Origin of the sequence: uncultured Pseudosulfitobacter sp. (assembly GCF_963976325.1) — a bacterium.
In the GTDB taxonomy this organism is placed as follows: Bacteria; Pseudomonadota; Alphaproteobacteria; order Rhodobacterales; family Rhodobacteraceae; genus Pseudosulfitobacter.
Map to the genome: position 1 here is coordinate 158,011 of NZ_CAXBJW010000002.1, position 21,005 is coordinate 179,015.

Consider the following 21,005-nt stretch of genomic DNA (forward strand, 5'->3'; position numbering starts at 1 on the left):
GTGCGGCGGACCTTTGCGATAACGCGGGCCTTCGGGCTGCGGTGACGTGACATCATGATACCTGTCCTCCTTGGTGGGGGTCGTTTTTGGCGTTGGTTTCAACGCAATATGGCACATCTAAGCTAAAGGGCCAGCGGCACCGGACACAAGTTGCGTTTCCGTGAACGGCGGCGAAACGTCAATCACGGCCTGATCGCACAAAAAAGGCCGCCTGCGCGGTGCAAGCGGCCTTGGAAAATCTGCAATCAAGCCGTTCGATCAGTTCGAAACGCTTTGAATATAAGCAATCACGTCGGCGCGATCCTGAGGTTTTTTCAAACCGGCAAAGCCCATCGCTGTGCCCGAGATATAGCCGCGCGGGTTTTCGATGAAATGGCTGATCTCTTCGGGTGTCCACACACCGCCGTGTTCCGCCATCGCGGACGAATAGCTAAAGCCTTCAACGCTACCAACTGCGCGATCGACCAGACCGTCAAGGTGCGGACCGGTGCCGTTGCTGCCGTCAAGCTTGTGGCAAGCCGAACATTTGCGGAAAACCTTGGCGCCGCTTTCGACATCGGCGCTGGCCATCAGCTCGTCAAAGTTCACTTCCTCGGCTGGGGCGGCATCGCCACCCGCGTCGGCCACTTCGACCACATAGGCGGCTTCGCCATGGCTTGCAGGATGGTACAGCCCTTCGGCGCCCCACTTGCCCAGCAGGAAAATAAGAAGCGCGCCGCACAGCGCGCCGGCCACCTTTGTCGTCGTCATAGTGTCGAACATTTGTCTCGCATCCACGTCTATGGGTTTGGCGCGGTTTCTACGGCTTCCCCTTGGCTGTGGCAAGGTGTAGTTACCGCGACCAATCGCCCTGCCCCCTGTAAATCACGCCGGGGCCTACGACAAAGGACCAATCATGCCGGAACGTATCGCCTTTCAGGGAGATCTGGGCGCCTATAGTCACGAAGCCTGCCTGAAAGCACGGCCCGGAGCGATTCCCGTGCCGTGCACCACCTTTGACGATGTGATTGCCGCCGTGAACGACGGTGCTGCCGATCTGGCCATGTTGCCGGTCGAGAACACGACCTATGGCCGCGTTGCCGACATTCACCGCCTGTTGCCGCAATCCGGCCTGCGTATTGTCGGCGAGGCGTTCGTGCGTGTGCGGATTGCCATCATGGCAAACCCCGGCCAGTCGCTGGACGACATCAAACATGTGCGCGCGCATATGGTTCTGATCCCGCAGGCGCGTGCGTTTCTGAATGCGCACGGGATTACAGCGGAAACCGCGGCGGACAGCGCCGGTGCCGCCGCCGATATCGCGGCGTCTGGCGAAATGGGCGTGGGGGCGCTGGCATCTTCGGTGGCGGCGGAAATCCACGGGCTGACGGTACTGGCCGATGGCATCGAGGATCAGGGGCACAACACAACGCGGTTTTTGCTGATGGCGCCGCAAGCCGATCACAGCCGCCGCGCCGATCACATGATCACCACATTCGTCTTCGAGGTGCGCAACATTCCCGCAGCCCTTTACAAGGCGATGGGCGGCTTTGCCACCAACGGGGTCAACATGACCAAGCTGGAAAGCTATATGGTTGGCGGCGCGTTCACCGCGACCCAGTTTTATGCCGACATCGAAGGCCACCCCGAAGACCCCGGCGTGGCGCGGGCGCTGGAAGAACTGGATTACTTCACCAATATGATCGACATTCTGGGCGTCTATCCTGCGGCTCCGGGACGGGATTAACCCATTCTCAGGCGCTTTTTAATATCCATTTGCCTCAAAACCCTCAGCGTCGTATGAGGAAAACCAGCCCTTGTTTTGCAAAGGCATTTCAATAGCTTTCCTTTTCCGACCTGCTGTTAACCCGCTTGTGAACTGAGCCTGCCAAATGCCGGATTCTTTCGAAAAATACAGCCTTACATGGCATGTCACGCCCGAGATGTTGGGCGTGCTCAGCGCCAGCGGGAAATTCGAGAACACCAACCCCGCCTGGTACACCGTCCTTGGCTGGCGTGCGCACGAGGTCGAGACACAAGAGTTCTTTCAATTCGTCCACCCCGACGATGTCGACAGGACGAATGATGCATTCGAAATGATTCAGCGCGGCAGACCCATCATGGCGTTTGAAAACCGCTATCAGCACAAAGATGGCGGCTATCGCTGGCTGTCATGGAACTGTGTTCCAGAGGGCGACAAATACTTTTGCTCCGCCCGCGACGTGACCGAAGACAAGCTGAACCGCGCCAACCTGAAAAACCGCGAGGAAGAAGCGCGCTTTCGCGAACAGTTCATCGCGATACTGGGGCATGACCTGCGCAACCCGCTTGCGGCAATCAACGCCGCGACGCGGATGTTGCAGCGCAAAGAAGAGGATCAGGACAAACAGCAACTGATGGCCGGCATTCAGGATTCTGTCGCGCGCATGTCTGCGCTGATCAACGACATGATGGACTTTGCCCGCGCGCGGTTGGGCAACGGGATCAACCTGGCGTCGCCCACCGACAGCGAATTGCACAAGGTGCTGAACCACACGCTTGAGGAAATCCGGCTGGCACACCCGCAAACGCGGTTCGAGGCAGAGTTCAACTTTGCCGATCCGGTGCGTGTTGACAGTATGCGCATTGCACAACTGGTGTCAAACCTGCTGGCCAACGCGGCGACACATGGCGACAACGCAGCGGCGGTGCGGATGCACGCCCGTGACGATGACAACGCACTGGTGATCAGCGTGCAGAACAGTGGCACCCCGATCCCCGCCGAGCGGCAGGTGGGCATATTCGAACCTTTCTCGGGGTTCGAGCCTGACGAGGATCAAAAGGGGCTGGGGTTGGGGCTGTATATTGCAGACCAGATTGCGCGCGCGCATGGCGGCGCGATGCATCTGACCTCGGACGAGGCGGGCACCAGCTTTACCTTTACGATGCCGCGTGGCGCCTGAATCGTAGCGGGTCAGGCAGAGCGCTTGTAACGGTCTTCCATCGTCTTGGCGTATTCGGCCACACGCAGCTTGAACCGTTTGGTCAGCGACGTTTTGGCCAGCTTCAGCGATTGCACCAACAGGCGCGCCGACAAGTTCAGCGGCACGATGTCCAGCGCGATTGCCACCCGCGTGCGGGTGCGCGACAGCGCCATCAGCTCGATCTGGAACGTCCCCTCAAGCCCGGCCGAGCGATAGACCAGCAGCATGTCCTGCGGCCGATCAAAGCGGGTCATCTCAAGCTGCACCTTGCGCATCTTGCCACGCATCGAAAACACGACGTCCCACATCATGCCAACGCCGGGCTTGGGCAGCCGGTCCACCCGCTGCACCTCGGCACCGCGGCGCATGGCCGAGCGTTCAAAACCCTCGAAATCGCACAGCATGTCGAACACGCCTTCGATGGGGGCTTCGAAGTCCTCTCGGGTTGAAAATTTCATGGTCCTGCCTGCTCTCTTCTGAGATTTTCTATCAGCTTCATCTTAATCCAAAGTATCCGCAAGCCAGTTTTCCAGCAAGAAGTGCGCGATAGCGCCCTTGCGTGCAGGCAGCAGGCGCGGGTGCTCGCCGGCAAAGGCTTGCACCATTTCTTCGCGGCTGACCCACATCGCGTCCTCGATCTCGACCGGATCAATCTGGATCTTGTCACTGGTCGCCACACCGTGACAGCCGAACATCAGCGACGCCGGGAAAGGCCACGGCTGGCTGGCCAGATAATCGACCTGCCCCACGTGCACGCCGCTTTCCTCGAACACCTCGCGGCGCACCGCCGCTTCCAGCGTTTCGCCGGGTTCGACAAAGCCCGCCAGCAGCGAATACATGCCATCGGGCCAGCCGGGAGAGCGACCCATCAGAACGGAATTTCCGTGTGTGATCAGCATGATAACCACGGGATCAGTACGCGGAAAGTGGCTGGTGTGGCAGGCGGGACAGGCCCGACGCCAACCGGCATCGGCAATCTCGCTGGCCGCGCCGCATTTGGCGCAAAACCCGTGGCTGTCGTGCCAGCCGATGATCGCCTTGGCCGTCGCAGCCAGTTCCGCGTCGCGCGGGCTAAGCCACGTCATGATGCGGCGCAATTCGGCAAAAACCTCGAGATCGTCCAAGGTCGGGTGGTGCTGTTCGCTGGGGTCCAGAAACCCGCCAAGCGCGGCCATATCAGTCTGGTCCGGCTCCCATTTCGACAGATCAAAGGCAAAGCGCGGCGCGCCGTCTTCGCGGCCCAGAAAAATCGGCGCGTCGGTCGCGTCCTGCAAAATCGGGTGGTCCATCGGCAGGCGCATCAGGATCGTGGGACGAATGCGCACGATCAACGGCTTGCCACGCCACAACACGATCGCACGGGCATCGGGGTGCGCACGTGCCTCGGCCATTGCCTGCGGGTTAGCGCGTATCTCGCCCGCGCGGTCCAGCGCCGAACCTCCGAATGTCACCGTTTCTGCATGTCTCATCTGCACTGTCTCCCTCGCACCGGATTAACCTGTGCCACGGGGGCGAAAATGGTTCAATCCCACGAAAACCATGCCGATCAGGCGCTTGCTCAACCCACGGACGTCGGGCGGCGTCGGATTTTCCCCCAGAGATTGCCCCGAAGCACCGCCCTGCCTGCCGGAAACCACGAATTTCCATGCAGGCAACCGGTTGCCATGCCGCCACACGCCCCCTATATGGGGCATCGAGAGGTTGGCGCGGGCGAGCGCCTCGCCAACCCGGTCAGATCCGGAAGGAAGCAGCCGTAACGAGTCCCGCTTGGGTCGTTGTCCAATCTCTCACCTTCGCCCTTTGCACGGCAAAGCGGCGTGTTCCCCTTACAGCTTCTGCGCGGCGAACGTATCGCATTGATCAATCTGCCCGCTGTCATAGCCGCGCTGGAACCAGCCGGACCGCTGTTCCGATGTGCCATGGGTAAACGTATGCGGCTGCGGCACCTGTCCGGCCTGACGTTGCAGATAATCATCCCCGATCTTGCGCGCCGCATTCAGCGCCTCGTCCAGATCGCCACGTTCCATCAGGCCGCGCACCGACTGGGCCCAGACGCCCGAAAAGCAATCGGCCATCAACTCCAGCCGCACGGTCAGCGCATTCGCCTCGGCGGTGCTGGCCCGCTGTCGGGCCGCGTTCACCTGCCCCAGAATGCCCAACTGGTTCTGCACATGGTGTGCTACCTCGTGGGCGATCACATAGGCCGCCGCAAAATCGCCGTCCGCGCCCAACCGCTGTGACAGCATGTCGAAAAACTGCGTGTCCAGATAAGCCTTTTGGTCCACCGGGCAATAGAACGGCCCCGTGGCACCGGATGCCCCGCCGCAAGGGCTTTGTGTGACGCCGTCAAAGACCACAAGCACCGGCGGCGTGTATGCGCGCCCCACCTGCTCGGCAAAGATCTGGGTCCAGACCTGTTCGGTCGTGGCCAGAACCTGGGATGCAAATTGTGTGGCTTCGGGGTTCGCAGGCTGGGCGGGCGCGCCCTGCTGCGTCTGTTGCTGACCTGCGCCCTGCACCAGCGGCGTCACGTCAATGCCGGTGAAATAGCCGACAGCCAGCACCACCAGCAGACCGACAACACCAATGCCACCCGCAGCGCCTGCACGCCCACGCCCGCGGACCTCGACATTCCGACTGCCCTTGATTCCCCGCAAACGCATGATAATTCTCCCTTTTGGCGCTAAAACCGCTTGTCAGCCAACGCCTTTGCACCAGATTAGTTCAATGTCAGACAGAAATGAATTGGCCGAAGACCGCACTCACTGGGCCGAAGACCGCACCAGCCTTGCCAACGAACGCACCTTTGCGGGCTGGATGCGCACGGGCATGGCCGCCATCGGCGTCGCCATCGGCCTGAAGGCGGTGTTTGGTGCCTTTGAACCCACGTGGATGGCCAAAGCCGTCGCGTCCATTTTTCTGGCCGCCGCCCTGTTCATGTTCTGGTCAGCCCAACGACAGGCGGCGCGCACGCATGACCGCCTGAGCCAGCGCGACGCGTCGATCAAGACACCGCGCTATTTCCTGATCGTTGCCATCGTCATGGCGCTTGGCGCGCTTGGCACCGGCGTTATCCTTTGGTCATTGTAGGCCTGAGCGGTAGACGCCGCCGCCGCCAGCACATAGGTTTGGCCGGTCACTCGAATCCAGCAAGGTTGCCATGACCGACACAGCCCCCGTCCAATATCAGGTACTGGCCCGCAAATACCGGCCCGAAACCTTTACCGATCTTGTCGGTCAGGATGCGATGGTGCGTACGCTGAAAAACGCGTTCGACGCCGACCGCATCGCGCAGGCGTTCATCATGACGGGCATTCGCGGCACCGGCAAAACCACCACCGCGCGGATCATCGCCAAGGGCATGAACTGCATCGGCCCGGACGGCAACGGCACGCCCACGACCGAACCCTGCGGCGTCTGCGAACATTGCGTGGCCATCATGGAAGGCCGCCACGTCGACGTGATGGAAATGGACGCCGCATCGCGCACCGGCGTGGGCGACATCCGCGAGATTATTGATTCGGTTCACTACCGCGCGGCCTCGGCCCGCTACAAGATCTACATCATCGACGAAGTGCACATGCTGTCGACCAGTGCGTTCAACGCGCTGCTGAAGACGCTGGAAGAACCCCCCGCACACGTCAAATTCATCTTTGCCACCACCGAGATTCGCAAGGTGCCGGTGACGGTGCTGTCGCGCTGCCAACGGTTCGACCTGCGCCGGATCGAACCCGAGGTGATGATCGCGCTGATGCGCAAGATCGCCAGTGCCGAAAACGCCGAGATTGCCGACGACGCGCTGGCCCTGATCACCCGCGCCGCCGAAGGGTCGGCGCGCGATGCGACATCGCTGCTGGATCAGGCGATTTCACACGGCGCGGGCGAGACGACCGCCGAACAGGTCCGCGCGATGCTGGGACTGGCCGATCGTGGGCGCGTGCTGGACCTGCTGGACATGATCCTGCGCGGCGACGCAGCGGCGGCGCTGACCGAGCTGGGCGCGCAATATGCCGACGGGGCCGATCCGATGGCGGTGCTGCGCGATCTGGCCGAGATCACCCATTGGGTCAGCGTCGTCAAAATCACCCCCGAAGCGTCGGAAGACCCCACCGTGTCCCCCGACGAACGGCAGCGCGGTCAGACCATGGCCGAAAACCTGCCGATGCGGGTGCTGACGCGCCTGTGGCAGATGCTGCTGAAAGCCTTGGACGAGGTCGCCGCCGCCCCCAATGCGATGATGGCTGCCGAAATGGCGATCATCCGCCTGACCCATGTGGCCGACCTGCCCACACCCGAGGAACTGGTGCGCAAGCTGAACAGCACGCCACCGCCCGCACCCGGTGGCAATGGCGGCGCGGTGGGTGGTGCAGCATCGGGCGGTGCGACGCAGGCCTATGCGCAGGCCGCCCGCCCTGCGGCCCACAGCAACGGCGGCCCCACTGCGGCGCTGGCCGTCAATGCCGACAGCGCGCTGGCCCGCTTTCCCACCTTCGAGCATGTGATCGAACTGATCCGCACAAACCGCGACGTCAAACTGCTGGTCGAGGTGGAAACCTCGCTGAAACTGGCGGCCTACCAACCCGGCCGCATTGAATTCGTGCCCACGGAAAACGCCCCCCGCGATCTGGCGCAACGGCTGGGCGCGCGCCTGCAAACATGGACCGGCAACCGCTGGGCCGTGACAATCGTCAACGACGGCGGCGGCAAGACCATCGCCGAGGTGCGCGATGCCGCCGAGCTGGAACAGCGCGCCGAAGCCGAAGCGCATCCGCTGGTCATGGCCGTGCTGGCGCAATTCCCAAAGGCGCGGATCACCGCCATTCGCACCCCCGAAGACATCGCAGCCTCGGCCCAGGTCGAGGCCCTGCCCGAGGTCGAAGACGAATGGGACCCTTTCGAGGAAGACTGACCCTTGCCCTGACAGGCACGCGACATCACATAACAAGATCAAACATACACCCAAGGAGACGACAATGCTTAAAGGACTGGGCGGGCTGGGCGACATGGCCGGCATGATGAAAAAAGCCAAGGAAATGCAGGACAAGATGGCGCAGATGCAGGACGACCTGCAAAACGTCACGGTCACCGGTGAATCCGGCGCAGGGCTGGTCAAGGCCACCGCCACCGCCAAGGGCGATCTGACCGCATTGGACATCGACCCCAGCATCTTCAACAGCGACGACAAGGAAGTGGTCGAGGATCTGATCCTTGCCGCGATCAAGGACGCCCAGGCCAAGGCCGCCGCGAAATCGCAAGAAGAAATGACCAAGATGACCGAAGGCCTCGGCCTGCCCGCAGGCATGAAGCTGCCGTTCTGAACAGGCTTCATCTTGCCCCTTAAACTCCCCCCGGAGGGCCGGTCTGCCGCAGACCCCCACCGGGCGGCACTGCACCCCCAGGACCCCGCGTGAGTTCAACCGAAGACATCGACGCCCTGATCGAGATGATGGCAAAGCTGCCGGGCCTTGGCCCCCGGTCGGCGCGTCGCGCGGTGCTGCATCTGATCCGCAAGCGCGCCCTGCTGCTGACGCCGTTGGCCGACGTGATGCAAACCGTCGCCGCCACCGCGCGCGAATGTCTGAACTGCGGCAACGTCGGCACCACCGATGTCTGCGATATCTGCACGTCGAACAAGCGCCAGAACGGCGAGCTGTGCGTGGTCGAGGACGTGGCTGACCTGTGGGCCATGGAACGCTCGGGCATGTTCAAGGGGCGCTACCATGTGCTGGGCGGCACGCTGTCGGCGCTGGATGCCGTCGGCCCCGAAGAACTGCGGATTCCGCGTCTGATCGACCGGATCGAGGCCGAGGACGTGCGCGAGGTCATCCTTGCGCTGAACGCCACCATCGACGGCCAGACCACCGCGCACTATATCGCGGACCAGCTTGAGGGCAGCGTGACACTGACCACATTGGCCCAGGGCGTGCCCATCGGCGGCGAGCTGGATTATCTGGACGACGGCACCATCACGGCCGCCCTGCGCGCCCGAAAGCCGGTCTGACCCCAGGGGATACAATAAAAAAGGTCGCCTGCTCCTCCCAAAGCAGACGACCCTATTCCGCGCGATCTATCGTTCAGAGAACGATCACATCCAGCGGCGGAAATCCGTTGAACCCGATGGTCGCATAAGTGGTGCTATAGGCCCCACAGTTGCGAATCAACACCTTGTCTCCGGCACGTAGACCCACAGGCAACATCATTGGGCGCCTTTCGTAAAGCACATCTGCACTGTCGCACGACGGGTCTGACTGCCGACACCCCATGAAAAAGGGCGGCAAGGTCGCCCCTACCGCCCTTTGTGACGTCTGATTTCGGACAATCAGGCGTCGTCGTCTTCGTCGTCGTCACCGCCTTCGGGCAGGTTGAACAGGTTGCCCGCATCCAGGTGCGCGCTTTTCTTGTCTTCGTCTTCGTCTTCGTCGTCACGGCCCGACAGGCTGAACGTTTCCAGACCTTCGATCGCTGTGGGGATCTTGGGCTCGGCGTCCATGCCCAGGCTTTGCTCGGTGCTGACCAGCTTGCGACGCTCGTCGTCGGTCATCACGGCACCTTCGGCGGCTTTCTTGGCGGCGGCCTTTTGCACGGCAGCGTCCAGTTCGGACTGTTTGGTCAGGCCCAGCGCGACCGGATCGACGGGCTGGATGTTGGCAATGTTCCAGTGCGTGCGCTCGCGAATCGCCTGAATGGTCGGCTTGGTCGTGCCCACCAGCTTCGAAATCTGGCTGTCTGCCAGCTCGGGGTGGAACTTGACCAGCCAGTAGATCGCAGCCGGACGGTCCTGGCGTTTCGACAGCGGCGTATAGCGGGGACCACGGCGTTTTTCCTCGCCTTGGGCGGCGGCGTTGAATTTCAGCTTCAGCTTGTGCGACGGCGATTTCTCGGCGGCGTCGATTTCGTCCTGCGTAAGCTGGTTGTTGGCAACGGGGTCAAAACCCTTGACGCCTGCGGCCACATCGCCATCAGCGATGCCCTGCACTTCCAGTTCATGCATTTCAACAAAATCGGCAATCTGCTTGAAGCTGATTGTCGTGTTGTCCACCAGCCAGACGGCTGTCGCCTTGGCCATGATCGGTTTTGCCATTGTCTCGCTCCTTTAAGCATAACTTTCCCGTCGCCTGAAAGGGCTGTCCTGCGGGGCAGAACGGTTTCCATTGTCGGGGAACTTGGGCGCTATATACTGGCCAACGGGGCATAAGGAAAGAGGCGAATGCGCGCAGCACTGATCTGGCTATGTATGGCCCTGCCCGTCTGGGCAGAAAACGACCGCGCAGGCGTGTTCGATTACTACGTGATGTCGCTGTCGTGGTCGCCCAACTGGTGCGCATTGGAAGGCGATGCACGCCGGTCGCCGCAATGCGATGACAGCCAGGATCACGGCTGGATCCTGCATGGCCTGTGGCCACAGTACCATCGCGGCTATCCGTCCTATTGCAACACTGCCGAGCGCCCGCCGTCGCGGGGCATGACCGCGCAAATGGCTGATATCATGGGGACATCCGGCCTGGCATGGCACCAGTGGAAAAAACACGGCACCTGCACCGGCCTCAGCGCCGCCGGCTATTACGCCCTGTCCCGCGAGGCATATGCCACTGTCGTGCGCCCGCCGGTGTTTCGCAAAATCACCAAACGCATGAAGCTGCCCGCGTCGGTGATCGAAGAGGCGTTCTTGCAAGCCAATCCCGGATTTGAACGCGACGGTATCACCATCACCTGCCAGAACGGAATGATCCAGGAAGCGCGCATTTGCCTGTCGCGCGACCTGAAACCGGTGCCGTGCGGGCAAGACGTGGTGCGCGATTGCCGGATGAAAGACGCCCTTTTCGATCCTGTGCGCTAGCGGCAAGGGCAGGAGCCTCCGGCGGGGATATTTCGGGCCAAAAGAAACAGGCTGATTGCACGCGAAGGGGCGGACACCGGTGATGCCCGCCCCACTTCTCTGGTTCTCAAAAGTCCCCGCCGGAGGCTCCCGCAGGGGCGGCACGCGCTACAGCGTCAGAATTGTGCTGCCTGTCGTCTTGCGGGCTTCCAGCGCGCGATGGGCGTCTGCCACGTCTTTCAGGGCAAACCGCTGGTCGATGCGAATGTCCACATCGCCCGACAGCACCTTGTCGAACAGATGCTGCGCCATTTGCTGACAGGTGTTGTGGTCGGCGATATGGGTAAAGATCGACGGCCGGGTGATTTTCAAAGAGCCCTTGGGCCCCAGGATACCCAGATTGAACGGTGGCACGGGGCCGGATGCATTGCCGAACGAGATCATCATACCCAACGGTTTCAGACTGTCGAGCGAGCCGTCAAAGGTGTCCTTGCCCACCGCATCCATAACCGCATCAACGCCCTTGCCGTCGGTCAGGTCGCGCACCCGTGCCGCCCAGTCTTCGGTGCGGTAATTGATGCAATGGGTCGCGCCATGCTCAAGCGCCAGGGCGCATTTCTCATCGGTGCCGGCTGTGCCGATCAGCTTGATGCCTTCCGAGCGCGCCCATTGGCAAGCGATCAGCCCCACACCGCCAGCAGCGGCATGAAACAGCACGGTGTCGTTCATTTGCAGCGGCGTGGTGCGGTGCAGCAGGTATTGCGCTGTCATGCCCTTCAACATCATCGCCGCACCTTGTTCAAAGCTGATGTCGTCGGGCAGCGGACAGACCTGTGCAGCCGGCATCACCCGCGCCTCGCAATAGGCACCGGGCGGCTGGGCCGCATAGGCGGCACGGTCGCCTGCCTTGAGGTGGGTCACACCCTCGCCCACCGCTTCGATGATACCTGCAGCTTCCATGCCCAGCGCATGGGGCAGGTCCATCGGGTAAAGCCCGGTACGCTGATACACGTCGATAAAGTTCAACCCCACGGCCTTGTGCGCGATGCGCACCTCGCCTGCGCCGGGGTTGCCGACCGGTCGGTCCTCGAGAACAAAATTCTCGGGCCCGCCGTGTTCCTTGATAAGTGCCGTCAGTGCCATGTCCGTGGCCCCCCCTATGCGCCGCCGATTTCCAGAACAATCTTGCCGATATGTGTGCTGGTTTCCATACGCGCATGCGCGTCGCAGGCTTGCTCGAAGGCAAAAGTGCTGTCCATCACCGGGGCGATCTTGCCTGCCGCCAGCAGCGGCCAGACCGCTTCGCGCAGGTCCTGAGCGATGCGCGCCTTGGCCAGATCGCTTTGCGGGCGCAGGGTGCTGCCGGTCATGGTCAGACGGCGGGTCATCAACTGAACAAAGTTCATGTCGACCTTGGGCCCTTGCAGGAACGCGATCTGCACCAGCCGCCCGTCATCGGCCAGAGCATCAAAGTTGCGCGGGATATAGTCGCCGCCCACCATGTCGAGAATCAGATCGGCGCCGCCTGCCTCTTTCATGACGGCGACAAAATCCTCGTCCTTGTAGTTGATCGCCCGTTCAGCGCCCAGTTCGACGCAGGCGGCGCATTTCTCGGCCGATCCGGCAGTGACGAACACCCGTGCGCCAAAGTGGTTGGCCAGTTGGATCGCGGTCGTCCCGATGCCGCTGGACCCGCCGTGGATCAGGAACCGCTCGCCGCCCTTCAACCCGCCACGGGTGAACACGTTGGACCAGACGGTAAAGAATGTTTCAGGCAGGCAGGCGGCCTGTTTCATGTCCATGCCGTCGGGCACCGGCAGACAATGTGCGGCGGGCGTCGCCACATATTCGGCATAGCCGCCGCCGGGCAACAGGGCGCAGACCTTGTCGCCCACGACCCAGTCGGTGACCCCTGCGCCGACTTCGGAAATCACACCGGACGCTTCCAGACCCGGCAGGTCGCTGGCGGTTTTGGGCGGATTGTACATGCCCGCGCGTTGCAGCGCGTCGGGGCGGTTCACCCCGGCAAAGGCCACCTTGATCACAACCTGACCATGACCGGCCTGCGGCATGGGGCGGTCTGTGGGTTGCAACACCTCGGGCCCGCCGGGCTTGGTGATTTCGATCGCGCGCATGGTCTGTGTCATAGAGCCTCCTGAATGCCATTTCGACATGCCTAACAGGGCGCAGGCGGCGACGGAACCAATACCGCAGCCCCCGGCCCCCGTCGGCACGTCGCGTCAGTTGCGGGGCTTGCTCCAGCGGCCCGGAAACCCGCCCGTGTCCGAGGGACGCTTGATCGCCTCCATCAGCTTGTTCGGGCCTGCCATCAGCCTGGACAACACCGGGTTTTCACGCACCTGCGACTTCAGCTTTTCGATTTGCATGACGTTGTCGATGCGGCGATCCAGAAAGGCCCAGGTCGCCTGATGGTCGGTGCTGTCATCGCCCAGCCAATATAACACGGTCGCGCTGTAGACGCCCGACAGCGTCGCCCGCTTGGTGTACCAGTTCACATCGTCCGACGTGTCTCCCAGCGCGGTCCAGATGGCATCGGCGGTGCCCCAGATCGCCTTGGCCCCGTCGGCGGCATGGGTCGGCAGCGCAAACAGCGTGGTGCCACGGCGCACCGCCTCTTTGTCCTCGACCGCCTCAAGCCGGTAGCGCACGGCGGCGGCGATACGGTCGCGAAAGCGCATGGCGCTCAGGTCTTCGGCCTGCAACCGCGCGATCATCGCCTGATCACCGGCGGCATGATAGGCCAGCGCCAGATCGACCGCGCCACGGGGGCACACGGCCCGCGCCACGGCAGGGGGCACATCCGCGTCGCGCACGGCCGCCTGAAAGGTGGCGTCGGTCCAGCCGTCAAATGCCACATGGCTTAGCGCCGCTTGCAACAGCGCCTCTTTGGTTTCGGTATAGTTGGCGTTCATCTCGATACCTCCTGTGTGCGGCTGCGTCCGGGCACTGGACAATCTAGGGCACAGTTGCTATATGCCCACTTCCTGCAAATCCTTGCAACTCAACTTAGAAAGGTGGTGAAAACCACATGCAGGTTAGTGTTCGCGACAACAACGTCGATCAAGCGCTGCGCGCCCTGAAGAAAAAACTTCAGCGCGAAGGTGTGTTCCGTGAAATGAAGCTTAAGCAGCATTTCGAGAAACCCTCCGAGAAAAAAGCACGCGAGAAAGCCGAAGCGATCCGCCGTGCCCGTAAGTTGGCACGCAAAAAGGCTCAACGCGAAGGTATGATGTAAGTCATTCCCGGCGAAAGCTGCTTTAAGATTACGGACCCCCGCATGGCAGTGCCTGCGGGGGTTTGTTGTTTTCTGGGCCACACGAATCGGGTCAGGCCCGCGCGGCGGCCAGGATCATATCGCTGGCTTTTTCCGCCATCATGATCGTCGGCGCATTGGTGTTGCCGCTGGGGATTGCCGGCATGGCGCTGGCATCGACCACGCGCAACCCGCCGATCCCGCGCAGACGCATCTGGTCATCCAGCGGCGCACCATCGCCACCCATGCGCACCGTGCAGGTGGGATGAAAGATCGTCGTGCCCACATCCCCCGCCGCCTGAGCCAGCTCGGCATCGGTCTGCGCCTGCGCGCCGGGCTTCAATTCTTCCGGCGCATAACGCTGCATCGGCGTCTGGGACATGATCGCACGCACCTGCCGGATGGCATCCCGCGCCACCTGACGGTCGCCTTCGGTCGACAGGTAGTTGGGCGCGATGACCGGCGCATCGTGCGGGTCCGCCGATGCGATCTGCACCGTGCCACGGCTTTCGGGGCGCAGGTTGCAAACGCTGGCGGTGATGGCGGGGAAATTGTGCAACGGCTGGCCAAACGCCTCAAGCGACAGCGGCTGCACGTGATATTCCAGATCGGCAGTCGCCAGATCGGGGCGCGATTTGCTGAACGCGCCCAACTGGCTGGGGGCCATCGACATCGGGCCGCTGCGGCGCATGGCGTATTCCATGCCGATCATCGCCTTGCCCCACAGGCTGTTGGCCATCGTGTTCAGCGTCTTGGCCTGTGTCAGCCGCCACGCGCAGCGCAGTTGCAAGTGGTCTTGCAGGTTGGCGCCCACCTGCGGCGCCTCGTGCTGAACGGCGATGCCGTGCTGTTGCAGCAACGCGCCCGGACCGATGCCCGAAAGTTGCAGGATTTGCGGGCTGTTGACCGCGCCCGCGCACAGGATCACCTCGGCCCCGGCCCGCGCCTGACGGGTCACGCCGGCGCGGTCGTATTCCACGCCCACGGCGCGCCCGTCCTCAATCAGGATGCGCCGGGTGTGCGCCTGGGTTTCGACCTTCAGCGTCTTGCCCGTGGCGGTGCGCAGAAACGCCTTGGCCGTGTTCATGCGCCAGCCATTGCGCTGATTGACGCGGAAATACCCGACGCCTTCGTTGTCGCCGGTGTTGAAATCGGTGACCTTGGGCAAGCCCCAGGCCGCAGCCGCCTCCATCCAGTCGTCCAGCAGGTCCCAGTGCAGGCGCTGGTTTTCAACCCGCCATTCGCCGCCGGTGCCGTGCATGTCCGAAGGCCCGTCAACGTAATCTTCGGATTTCTTGAAATAGGGCAGCACATCGTCCCAGCCCCAGCCGGTCAGCCCCATCTGCCGCCAGCCGTCATAATCCGCCGCCTGCCCGCGCAGGTACAACATGCCGTTGATCGACGAACAGCCGCCCAACACCTTGCCCCGTGGGTACAACAGCGACCGCCCGTTCAACCCGTCCACAGGTGCTGTGCGGTACATCCAGTCGGTGCGCGGGTTGCCGATGCAATAAAGGTATCCCATCGGGATATGCACCCAATGGTAATTGTCCTTACCGCCCGCTTCCAGCAACAGCACGCGGTGGCCTGCATCACTCAGCCGCTTGGACACCACACAGCCGGCGCTGCCTGCGCCGACAACGATATAGTCCCAATCGCTCATTTCTCCCCCCAGACCGGCAAAGCCGTCGTTTTGAACACCGTCCGCAAGGCAAAGCTGGACTGCATCTGTGCCACACCGGGCAAACGGGCCAGGTGTTGGCGGTGGATGCGTGCAAAATCCTCGGTGTTTTCGGCGACCACCTTTAGAATATAATCGGCGGTGCCGGCCATCAGGTGACACTCCAACACGTCAGGAATGCGCCGCACGGCCTTCTCGAACGCATCCAGAACCTCGTCGGCCTGGCCTTGCAGCGTGATCTCGACGAACACGGTGGTCGACACGCCCATCTTGCGCGCATCCAGCAAGGCAACGTAATCTTTGATGTATCCCTCGGTCTCGAGCCGCTGCACACGCCGGTGACAGGCCGAAGCGCTAAGGTTGACCTGTTCCGACAGGTCCGCATTCGACATCCGCCCCTTGCGCTGAAGCGCCTCGAGAATACGCCGATCGGTCGCGTCTACTGACATTTACGCACGTTCCTTCGAAGATATGCCATTTCTACGCCAGACTATTCGAAGAAAGAGGCAAATAGCGAGGGGCCTTTCGTGGGTTCTTGCGACGAAACCCCGATAAACTGTGCGTCATACTGCAATACAGGGAATGGCAGATGAAAATCGGATGTCTAACAGAGATAAAACCACAGGAATTCCGCGTCGGGATCACACCTAACGCCGCACAAGAGGCCGTGGGGCACGGTCACACCGTCCTGATACAGGCGGGTGCAGGCGTTGGCGCAGGGTTTGAAGATGCGGATTACACGGCTGCGGGTGCGCAGATTGTCGGCTCGGCCGAAGACGTGTTTGCCGCCGCTGACATGATCGTCAAGGTCAAGGAACCCCAGGCTGTCGAGCGCAAGATGCTGCGCGAGGGGCAGGTTCTGTTCACCTACCTGCATCTGGCACCGGACCCTGAGCAGACGCATGACCTGCTTGCGTCGGGGGCCACCTGCATTGCCTATGAGACTGTTACAGACCGCATGGGTGGCTTGCCGCTGCTGGCCCCGATGTCCGAGGTCGCGGGCCGGCTGGCACCACAGGTCGGTGCGTGGACGCTGCAAAAGGCCAATGGCGGGCGCGGCGTGCTGCTGGGCGGTGTGCCCGGTGTCAGCCCCGCCCGTGTCGTGGTGATCGGCGGCGGTGTGGTCGGCACCCATGCGGCGCGTGTCGCGGCAGGCATGGGCGCGGATGTGACCGTGCTGGACCGTTCACTGCCGCGTATGCGCTATCTGGACGATACCTTTGCCGGTGTGTTCAAGACCAGCTATGCCAGCGCGGGCAATACCATCGAACTGGCGCGATCCGCCGACATGATCATCGGCGCGGTGCTGGTGCCGGGCGCTGCCGCGCCCAAGCTGCTGTCACGCGCACAACTGTCCGAGCTGAAACCGGGCGCGGCGCTGGTGGATGTGGCGATTGATCAGGGCGGGTGCTTCGAGACATCCAAAGCCACCACGCACCAGGACCCGATCTATGACGTGGACGGGATCATGCATTACTGCGTGGCCAACATGCCGGGGGCTGTTGCGCGGACATCCACCATTGCACTGGGCAATGCGACGATGCCGTTTATGCTGGCCTTGGCCGACAAGGGTTGGAAACAGGCCTGTGCCGACGATCCGCACCTGCTGGCCGGGCTGAACGTGCACGCGGGCAAGCTGACATATGCGGCCGTGGGCGAGGCGCTGGGGCTGGATGTGACCACGCCCGAGGACGCGCTGAAACTATAGGCAATAGGGGCTCTGCCCCTCGGCGCATGCGCGCCTTCCCCCGGAGTTTATCCGGCAAGATGAAGCGAAAAGGCCCGCGCGGAGCGATCTGCGCGGGCCTTTGCCTGCTTAACGCTTGGCCAGCTGGTCGCGGATTTCCAGCAGCACGTCCAGCTCGGACGGGCCTGCGGGCACCTCGGGCGCGACATCCTTGGGCTTTTCGGCGGCGGATTTGATGCGGTTGACCATCTTGACCAGCATGAACACCACAAATGCGATGATCAGGAAGTTGATGACCGCCATCAGGAACGATCCATAGGCAAAGACCGATGCGCCCGCTTCACGGGCAGCTTCCAGTGATGCACCGGCAGGCACGTCACCGGACAGAACGGCGTAGTTGTTGGTGAAATCGACACCACCGGTGAACAAGCCGATGATCGGATTGATCAGATCCGCCACCATCGAGCTGACGATGGCCGTGAAGGCAGCGCCCACGATGATACCAACGGCCATGTCCATGACATTGCCCTTGGCGATGAAAGCCTTGAATTCGTTTAGCATAACTGATCCCTCGTCAATGGTGGCGCGCGTTATCGCTTTTGATGCGCCGACCTATTCGATCTAGCACAGCTTTTTCCATCTGGGCAGGCCTTTTCAAGGGCCTTGCCAGTGGATGAGCGCAGGCTGGAAACAATCGGGGCCGGCTCAGCCGGGCAGTTTTCCGGTCAGCACATAGCGCAGGATATCGACCACCTGATGCGGCTCTTGCGCCACGGCCAAAGCTGCGGCATCGACCTCTTTCAGCGCGTGGGCATGGTCGGAGCCATGCAGGACAATCAGCGATTTGCCCAAGGCGGCGGCCTGCCCCGCGTCAAAGGCGGCGTTCCACTGCTTGTACTGGTCGCCAAAGCGCACCACCACAACGTCGGCGTCGGCTATGCCCTTGCGGGTGCGGATGGCGTTGACCAAAGCCCCCTTGCGGTCGTGCCAGAACTTGTCCGGCTCGGCCCCAAGGATGTTCACACCGCAATCGTCACTGGCAGCATGATCGGTGACCGGGCTGTCAAAGGACACGTCCAGACCTTGCGCACCCTGAATGATCTGGTCACGCCAGTCGGTGTGGATTTCGCCGGAAAGATATACCTTGAGTGTCATCACAATTCCTTTCGCAGATTATCCCCGCAGGACCCCGCCGGTCGCCTTTGTCACCTTGTCGACCACCTTGGCGCTGACCGCTTCGATGTCGGCCTCTTTCAGCGTCTTGTCCGTGGGTTGCAGGCGCACGGTGATGGCCAGTGATTTCTTGCCCTCGCCCAGGCTGCCGCCGATGAACTCGTCGAACACGCGCACGTCTTCGATCAGCGCCTTGTCGGCACCCTGGGCGGCATTGACCAGCGTCAGCGCCTCGACCTCGGCGTCGACCACAAAGGCAAAGTCACGTTCGACCGCTTGCAGGTCGCTGATGGTCAGCGCGCCCTTGCTGGCACCGGATTTGCGCGGCATCGGAACTTCGTCGGGCCACAGGGTAAAGGCCATTGCGGGCCCCTTGACGTCCATGGCTGCCAGAACGCGCGGATGCACCTCGCCAAAGACGCCCAGCACCTTTTTCGGACCAAGGCAGATCTTGCCGTGACGGCCCGGGTGCCACCAATCCGACGCACCGCGCATGATCTGCACCTTGGCAGGCGCGCCCATGGCGGCCAGAACCGCCTCTGCGTCGGCCTTGACGTCATAGACATCGACAGGGCGCGACGCACCGTGCACGTCCTTTGGACCGGTGCGCCCGACCAGCAGGCCGCTGACCAGCGTGTGCTGTTCGCCCGGCTCGCCGCCATGGAACGCGGGTCCAACCTCGAAGAACGCCAGATCGGCAAAGCCGCGCGCCTGGTTGCGGGCCGCCGCAGCCAGCAGACCGGGCAGCAGCGCGGGGCGCATGTGGCTCATGTCGGTGGAAATCGGGTTTTCCAGCCGCGTCAGGTCATCCCCGCCACCGAACAGCGCGGCACTGGCCTGATCAATAAAGCTGTAGGTGACCAGTTCGTTATACCCCAGCGCCGCCGTGGTGCGCCGTGCAATCTGTTCGCGACGCTGGCTTGGGGTCATCACGGGGCGCGGCACGCCGGCGGTCAGACGCGGCAGCGGCTTGCCTTCCAGCTTGGTCAGCGACGCGATGCGCGCAACCTCTTCGACCAGATCGGCCTCGCCCTGCACATCGGGGCGCCAGCTGGGCACGTGGGCCATGTCGCCCTCAAGCCGGAAGCCCAGCGCCGTCAGCGTCTGGCGCTGCTGGCTTTCGGGGATTTCCATGCCGACCAGCGATTGCACCCGTGCTGCGTCCAGTTTGTAGGCGCGCGCGGTGTCGGGGACGGCACCGGCATAGACCGGCTCGGATGCTGCGCCGCCTGCATGCTCCACGATCATCCGTACCGCATGTTCCAACCCTTCGGGTGTGAACGCAGGATCAACTCCGCGCTCAAAGCGATAGCGCGCGTCCGAGTTGATTTTCAGCGCGCGGCCCGCATAGGCGATCTGCACCGGGTCCCAATAGGCGCTTTCGACAAAGACATTCACCGTCTCGTCGGTACAGCCCGACGCCGCGCCGCCCATGATGCCCGCGATGCTTTCGACGCCATTGTCGTCGGAAATCACCATCTGGCCCGCTTGCAGGGTATAGTCCTTGTCGTCCAGCGCAGTGATCACCTCACCCCCCGCCGCGCGGTGCACGCGCAGGTTTCCGGCCACCTTGTCCGCGTCAAAGACGTGCAGGGGGCGGTTCAGGTCATAGGTGAAAAAGTTGGTCACATCGACCAGGAAGCTGATCGGACGCAGGCCGATGGCACGCAGGCGGTCTTGCAACCACTGCGGGCTGGGGCCGTTTTTCACGCCCCTAATCACACGGCCACAGAACAGCGGGCAGCCGTCCAGCGTGTCGTCGTCGATGCTGACCTTGATGTCGCTGGCAAAGGTGCCCTCGACCACGTCCACCGCGCTGGGTTTCACCGTGCCCAGACCGCGCGCCGCCAGATCGCGGGCAATGCCGCGCACGCCCAAGGCGTCGGGACGGTTGGGGGTGATCGCAATCTCGATCACAGGATCGACCTTGGCGGGATCATTCGCGGCCAGCCAGTCGGTGAAGGTTTGCCCGACCTCGCCCGATGCCAGCTCGATAATCCCGTCGTGTTCCTCCGACAGCTCAAGCTCGCGCTCGGATGCCATCATGCCATAGCTTTCGATGCCCCGGATCGTGCCGACGCCGATGGTGGTGTCGATGCCCGGCACGTAAACGCCCGGCTTGGCCACGACCACGGTGATGCCCTGCCGCGCGTTGGGGGCGCCGCAGATGATCTGTTTGACGCCCTCGTCGGTCTGCACCTGACAGACGCGCAAACGGTCCGCATCGGGATGTTTTTCCGCGCTCTCCACGTAACCGATGGTAAACGCCGCCAGCGCCGCCCCGCGATCTTCGACGCCTTCGACCTCAAGCCCGAGGTCGGTCAGCGCATATGTGATCTCATCCAGTGTGGCATCGGTTTCCAGATGCGACTTGAGCCAGGACAGCGTGAATTTCATGGTCTTTTACCCCTGCGGAATATGCCGCCCTGCAA

Annotated in this window: 21 protein-coding genes, 1 other RNA gene and 2 pseudogenes; 10 read left to right on the forward strand and 14 right to left on the reverse strand. The window is 62.5% G+C overall.

Features of this window, described 5'->3' with window-relative positions; all coding sequences use genetic code 11:
- Positions 1–258: 258 nt before the first annotated feature.
- Positions 259–762 carry a cytochrome c family protein gene (locus tag AAC077_RS07900; RefSeq protein ID WP_339768295.1) on the reverse strand — a complete coding sequence of 168 codons (504 nt, stop codon included), beginning with the start codon at positions 760–762 and terminating at the stop codon, positions 259–261.
- Between the two features lie 133 nt (positions 763–895).
- Here AAC077_RS07900 and AAC077_RS07905 point away from each other — a divergent pair, with 133 nt between their 5' ends.
- The gene (locus AAC077_RS07905) at positions 896–1,726 is read left to right on the forward strand and encodes a prephenate dehydratase (RefSeq protein ID WP_339768297.1); all 831 of its coding nucleotides are present in this window, start codon (positions 896–898) and stop codon (positions 1,724–1,726) included.
- 145 nt (positions 1,727–1,871) lie between these two features.
- Entirely contained in the window at positions 1,872–2,921 is a 1,050-nt protein-coding gene (locus tag AAC077_RS07910) for a PAS domain-containing sensor histidine kinase (protein ID WP_339768299.1), read from the forward strand.
- An 11-nt stretch (positions 2,922–2,932) separates the two neighbouring features.
- Here AAC077_RS07910 and AAC077_RS07915 read toward each other — a convergent pair whose 3' ends face one another.
- Together AAC077_RS07915 and nudC are read right to left on the reverse strand one after the other, a co-directional pair.
- Positions 2,933–3,400, reverse strand: a complete 468-nt coding sequence (locus tag AAC077_RS07915; protein WP_339768301.1) for an SRPBCC family protein — start codon at positions 3,398–3,400, stop codon at positions 2,933–2,935.
- A 42-nt stretch (positions 3,401–3,442) separates the two neighbouring features.
- A complete protein-coding gene (gene nudC, locus AAC077_RS07920; protein ID WP_339768303.1) occupies positions 3,443–4,411 on the reverse strand; it encodes an NAD(+) diphosphatase in 969 nt (322 codons plus the stop codon).
- A gap of 225 nt (positions 4,412–4,636) precedes the next feature.
- Between nudC and ffs the strand changes: the two genes are divergently transcribed.
- Positions 4,637–4,735: signal recognition particle sRNA small type (gene ffs / locus AAC077_RS07925), an RNA gene on the forward strand.
- A 33-nt stretch (positions 4,736–4,768) separates the two neighbouring features.
- On the opposite strand, the gene AAC077_RS07930 is transcribed toward ffs, so the two are convergent.
- Complete coding sequence (locus tag AAC077_RS07930; RefSeq protein WP_339768305.1) at positions 4,769–5,605, reverse strand: neutral zinc metallopeptidase; 837 nt, start codon at positions 5,603–5,605, stop codon at positions 4,769–4,771.
- Positions 5,606–5,669: 64 nt separating this feature from the next.
- Here AAC077_RS07930 and AAC077_RS07935 point away from each other — a divergent pair, with 64 nt between their 5' ends.
- From AAC077_RS07935 to recR, 4 genes and pseudogenes are all read left to right on the forward strand, one after another.
- Complete coding sequence (locus AAC077_RS07935; RefSeq protein WP_339768307.1) at positions 5,670–6,032, forward strand: DUF202 domain-containing protein; 363 nt, start codon at positions 5,670–5,672, stop codon at positions 6,030–6,032.
- A 67-nt stretch (positions 6,033–6,099) separates the two neighbouring features.
- A pseudogene (locus AAC077_RS07940) lies at positions 6,100–7,851 on the forward strand (DNA polymerase III subunit gamma/tau); the annotation flags it as partial.
- Positions 7,852–7,915: 64 nt separating this feature from the next.
- Positions 7,916–8,260 (forward strand): YbaB/EbfC family nucleoid-associated protein, encoded by a 345-nt coding sequence (locus AAC077_RS07945; RefSeq protein ID WP_339768308.1) that lies wholly within the window; start codon positions 7,916–7,918, stop codon positions 8,258–8,260.
- Positions 8,261–8,349: 89 nt separating this feature from the next.
- Positions 8,350–8,943, forward strand: a complete 594-nt coding sequence (gene recR / locus AAC077_RS07950; RefSeq protein WP_339768309.1) for a recombination mediator RecR — start codon at positions 8,350–8,352, stop codon at positions 8,941–8,943.
- A 73-nt stretch (positions 8,944–9,016) separates the two neighbouring features.
- Here recR and AAC077_RS07955 read toward each other — a convergent pair.
- Positions 9,017–9,184, reverse strand: a pseudogene (locus AAC077_RS07955) (type III PLP-dependent enzyme); the annotation flags it as partial.
- 77 nt (positions 9,185–9,261) lie between these two features.
- Positions 9,262–10,023: a DUF1013 domain-containing protein gene (locus AAC077_RS07960; RefSeq protein ID WP_339768311.1), complete on the reverse strand. Its 762-nt coding sequence runs from the start codon at positions 10,021–10,023 to the stop codon at positions 9,262–9,264.
- A gap of 126 nt (positions 10,024–10,149) precedes the next feature.
- Here AAC077_RS07960 and AAC077_RS07965 point away from each other — a divergent pair, with 126 nt between their 5' ends.
- The gene (locus tag AAC077_RS07965; protein ID WP_339768313.1) at positions 10,150–10,779 is read left to right on the forward strand and encodes a ribonuclease T2; all 630 of its coding nucleotides are present in this window, start codon (positions 10,150–10,152) and stop codon (positions 10,777–10,779) included.
- Positions 10,780–10,926: 147 nt separating this feature from the next.
- On the opposite strand, the gene AAC077_RS07970 is transcribed toward AAC077_RS07965, so the two are convergent.
- From AAC077_RS07970 to AAC077_RS07980, 3 genes are all read right to left on the reverse strand, one after another.
- Positions 10,927–11,901, reverse strand: a complete 975-nt coding sequence (locus tag AAC077_RS07970) for a quinone oxidoreductase (protein ID WP_339768315.1) — start codon at positions 11,899–11,901, stop codon at positions 10,927–10,929.
- A gap of 14 nt (positions 11,902–11,915) precedes the next feature.
- Positions 11,916–12,905 carry an NAD(P)H-quinone oxidoreductase gene (locus AAC077_RS07975; protein ID WP_339768317.1) on the reverse strand — a complete coding sequence of 330 codons (990 nt, stop codon included), beginning with the start codon at positions 12,903–12,905 and terminating at the stop codon, positions 11,916–11,918.
- Positions 12,906–12,998: 93 nt separating this feature from the next.
- Positions 12,999–13,691 carry a COQ9 family protein gene (locus tag AAC077_RS07980; protein WP_339768319.1) on the reverse strand — a complete coding sequence of 231 codons (693 nt, stop codon included), beginning with the start codon at positions 13,689–13,691 and terminating at the stop codon, positions 12,999–13,001.
- A gap of 116 nt (positions 13,692–13,807) precedes the next feature.
- Between AAC077_RS07980 and rpsU the strand changes: the two genes are divergently transcribed.
- On the forward strand, positions 13,808–14,014 hold the full coding sequence (rpsU, locus tag AAC077_RS07985) for a 30S ribosomal protein S21 (protein ID WP_007118112.1): 207 nt from the start codon (positions 13,808–13,810) through the stop codon (positions 14,012–14,014).
- A gap of 91 nt (positions 14,015–14,105) precedes the next feature.
- Here rpsU and AAC077_RS07990 read toward each other — a convergent pair whose 3' ends face one another.
- Positions 14,106–15,695 carry a GMC family oxidoreductase N-terminal domain-containing protein gene (locus AAC077_RS07990; RefSeq protein ID WP_339768321.1) on the reverse strand — a complete coding sequence of 530 codons (1,590 nt, stop codon included), beginning with the start codon at positions 15,693–15,695 and terminating at the stop codon, positions 14,106–14,108.
- The gene (locus tag AAC077_RS07995) at positions 15,692–16,162 is read right to left on the reverse strand and encodes an Lrp/AsnC family transcriptional regulator (protein WP_261368082.1); all 471 of its coding nucleotides are present in this window, start codon (positions 16,160–16,162) and stop codon (positions 15,692–15,694) included. Before AAC077_RS07995 ends, AAC077_RS07990 begins: the two co-directional genes overlap by 4 nt.
- A gap of 140 nt (positions 16,163–16,302) precedes the next feature.
- Here AAC077_RS07995 and ald point away from each other — a divergent pair, with 140 nt between their 5' ends.
- Complete coding sequence (gene ald / locus AAC077_RS08000; protein WP_339768323.1) at positions 16,303–17,421, forward strand: alanine dehydrogenase; 1,119 nt, start codon at positions 16,303–16,305, stop codon at positions 17,419–17,421.
- A gap of 108 nt (positions 17,422–17,529) precedes the next feature.
- Here the strand turns inward: ald and mscL are convergent, their stop codons facing one another.
- The 3 genes from mscL to pheT all read right to left on the reverse strand — a co-directional run bounded on the left by mscL (position 17,530) and on the right by pheT (position 20,970).
- Complete coding sequence (mscL, locus tag AAC077_RS08005) at positions 17,530–17,961, reverse strand: large conductance mechanosensitive channel protein MscL (protein WP_028957087.1); 432 nt, start codon at positions 17,959–17,961, stop codon at positions 17,530–17,532.
- 144 nt (positions 17,962–18,105) lie between these two features.
- Positions 18,106–18,555 carry a YtoQ family protein gene (locus tag AAC077_RS08010; protein ID WP_339768326.1) on the reverse strand — a complete coding sequence of 150 codons (450 nt, stop codon included), beginning with the start codon at positions 18,553–18,555 and terminating at the stop codon, positions 18,106–18,108.
- Between the two features lie 18 nt (positions 18,556–18,573).
- Positions 18,574–20,970, reverse strand: a complete 2,397-nt coding sequence (gene pheT / locus AAC077_RS08015) for a phenylalanine--tRNA ligase subunit beta (RefSeq protein ID WP_339768328.1) — start codon at positions 20,968–20,970, stop codon at positions 18,574–18,576.
- Between the last annotated feature and the right edge of the window lie 35 nt (positions 20,971–21,005).

Coding starts and splice junctions, on each gene's coding strand:
- AAC077_RS07900 (WP_339768295.1), bottom strand. CDS start 762: ATGTTCGACACTATGACGACGACAAAGGTGGCCGGCGCGCTGTGCGGC.
- AAC077_RS07905 (WP_339768297.1), top strand. CDS start 896: ATGCCGGAACGTATCGCCTTTCAGGGAGATCTGGGCGCCTATAGTCAC.
- AAC077_RS07910 (WP_339768299.1), top strand. CDS start 1,872: ATGCCGGATTCTTTCGAAAAATACAGCCTTACATGGCATGTCACGCCC.
- AAC077_RS07915 (WP_339768301.1), bottom strand. CDS start 3,400: ATGAAATTTTCAACCCGAGAGGACTTCGAAGCCCCCATCGAAGGCGTG.
- nudC (WP_339768303.1), bottom strand. CDS start 4,411: ATGAGACATGCAGAAACGGTGACATTCGGAGGTTCGGCGCTGGACCGC.
- AAC077_RS07930 (WP_339768305.1), bottom strand. CDS start 5,605: ATGCGTTTGCGGGGAATCAAGGGCAGTCGGAATGTCGAGGTCCGCGGG.
- AAC077_RS07935 (WP_339768307.1), top strand. CDS start 5,670: ATGTCAGACAGAAATGAATTGGCCGAAGACCGCACTCACTGGGCCGAA.
- AAC077_RS07945 (WP_339768308.1), top strand. CDS start 7,916: ATGCTTAAAGGACTGGGCGGGCTGGGCGACATGGCCGGCATGATGAAA.
- AAC077_RS07960 (WP_339768311.1), bottom strand. CDS start 10,023: ATGGCAAAACCGATCATGGCCAAGGCGACAGCCGTCTGGCTGGTGGAC.
- AAC077_RS07965 (WP_339768313.1), top strand. CDS start 10,150: ATGCGCGCAGCACTGATCTGGCTATGTATGGCCCTGCCCGTCTGGGCA.
- AAC077_RS07970 (WP_339768315.1), bottom strand. CDS start 11,901: ATGGCACTGACGGCACTTATCAAGGAACACGGCGGGCCCGAGAATTTT.
- AAC077_RS07975 (WP_339768317.1), bottom strand. CDS start 12,905: ATGACACAGACCATGCGCGCGATCGAAATCACCAAGCCCGGCGGGCCC.
- AAC077_RS07980 (WP_339768319.1), bottom strand. CDS start 13,691: ATGAACGCCAACTATACCGAAACCAAAGAGGCGCTGTTGCAAGCGGCG.
- rpsU (WP_007118112.1), top strand. CDS start 13,808: ATGCAGGTTAGTGTTCGCGACAACAACGTCGATCAAGCGCTGCGCGCC.
- AAC077_RS07990 (WP_339768321.1), bottom strand. CDS start 15,695: ATGAGCGATTGGGACTATATCGTTGTCGGCGCAGGCAGCGCCGGCTGT.
- AAC077_RS07995 (WP_261368082.1), bottom strand. CDS start 16,162: ATGTCAGTAGACGCGACCGATCGGCGTATTCTCGAGGCGCTTCAGCGC.
- ald (WP_339768323.1), top strand. CDS start 16,303: ATGAAAATCGGATGTCTAACAGAGATAAAACCACAGGAATTCCGCGTC.
- mscL (WP_028957087.1), bottom strand. CDS start 17,961: ATGCTAAACGAATTCAAGGCTTTCATCGCCAAGGGCAATGTCATGGAC.
- AAC077_RS08010 (WP_339768326.1), bottom strand. CDS start 18,555: ATGACACTCAAGGTATATCTTTCCGGCGAAATCCACACCGACTGGCGT.
- pheT (WP_339768328.1), bottom strand. CDS start 20,970: ATGAAATTCACGCTGTCCTGGCTCAAGTCGCATCTGGAAACCGATGCC.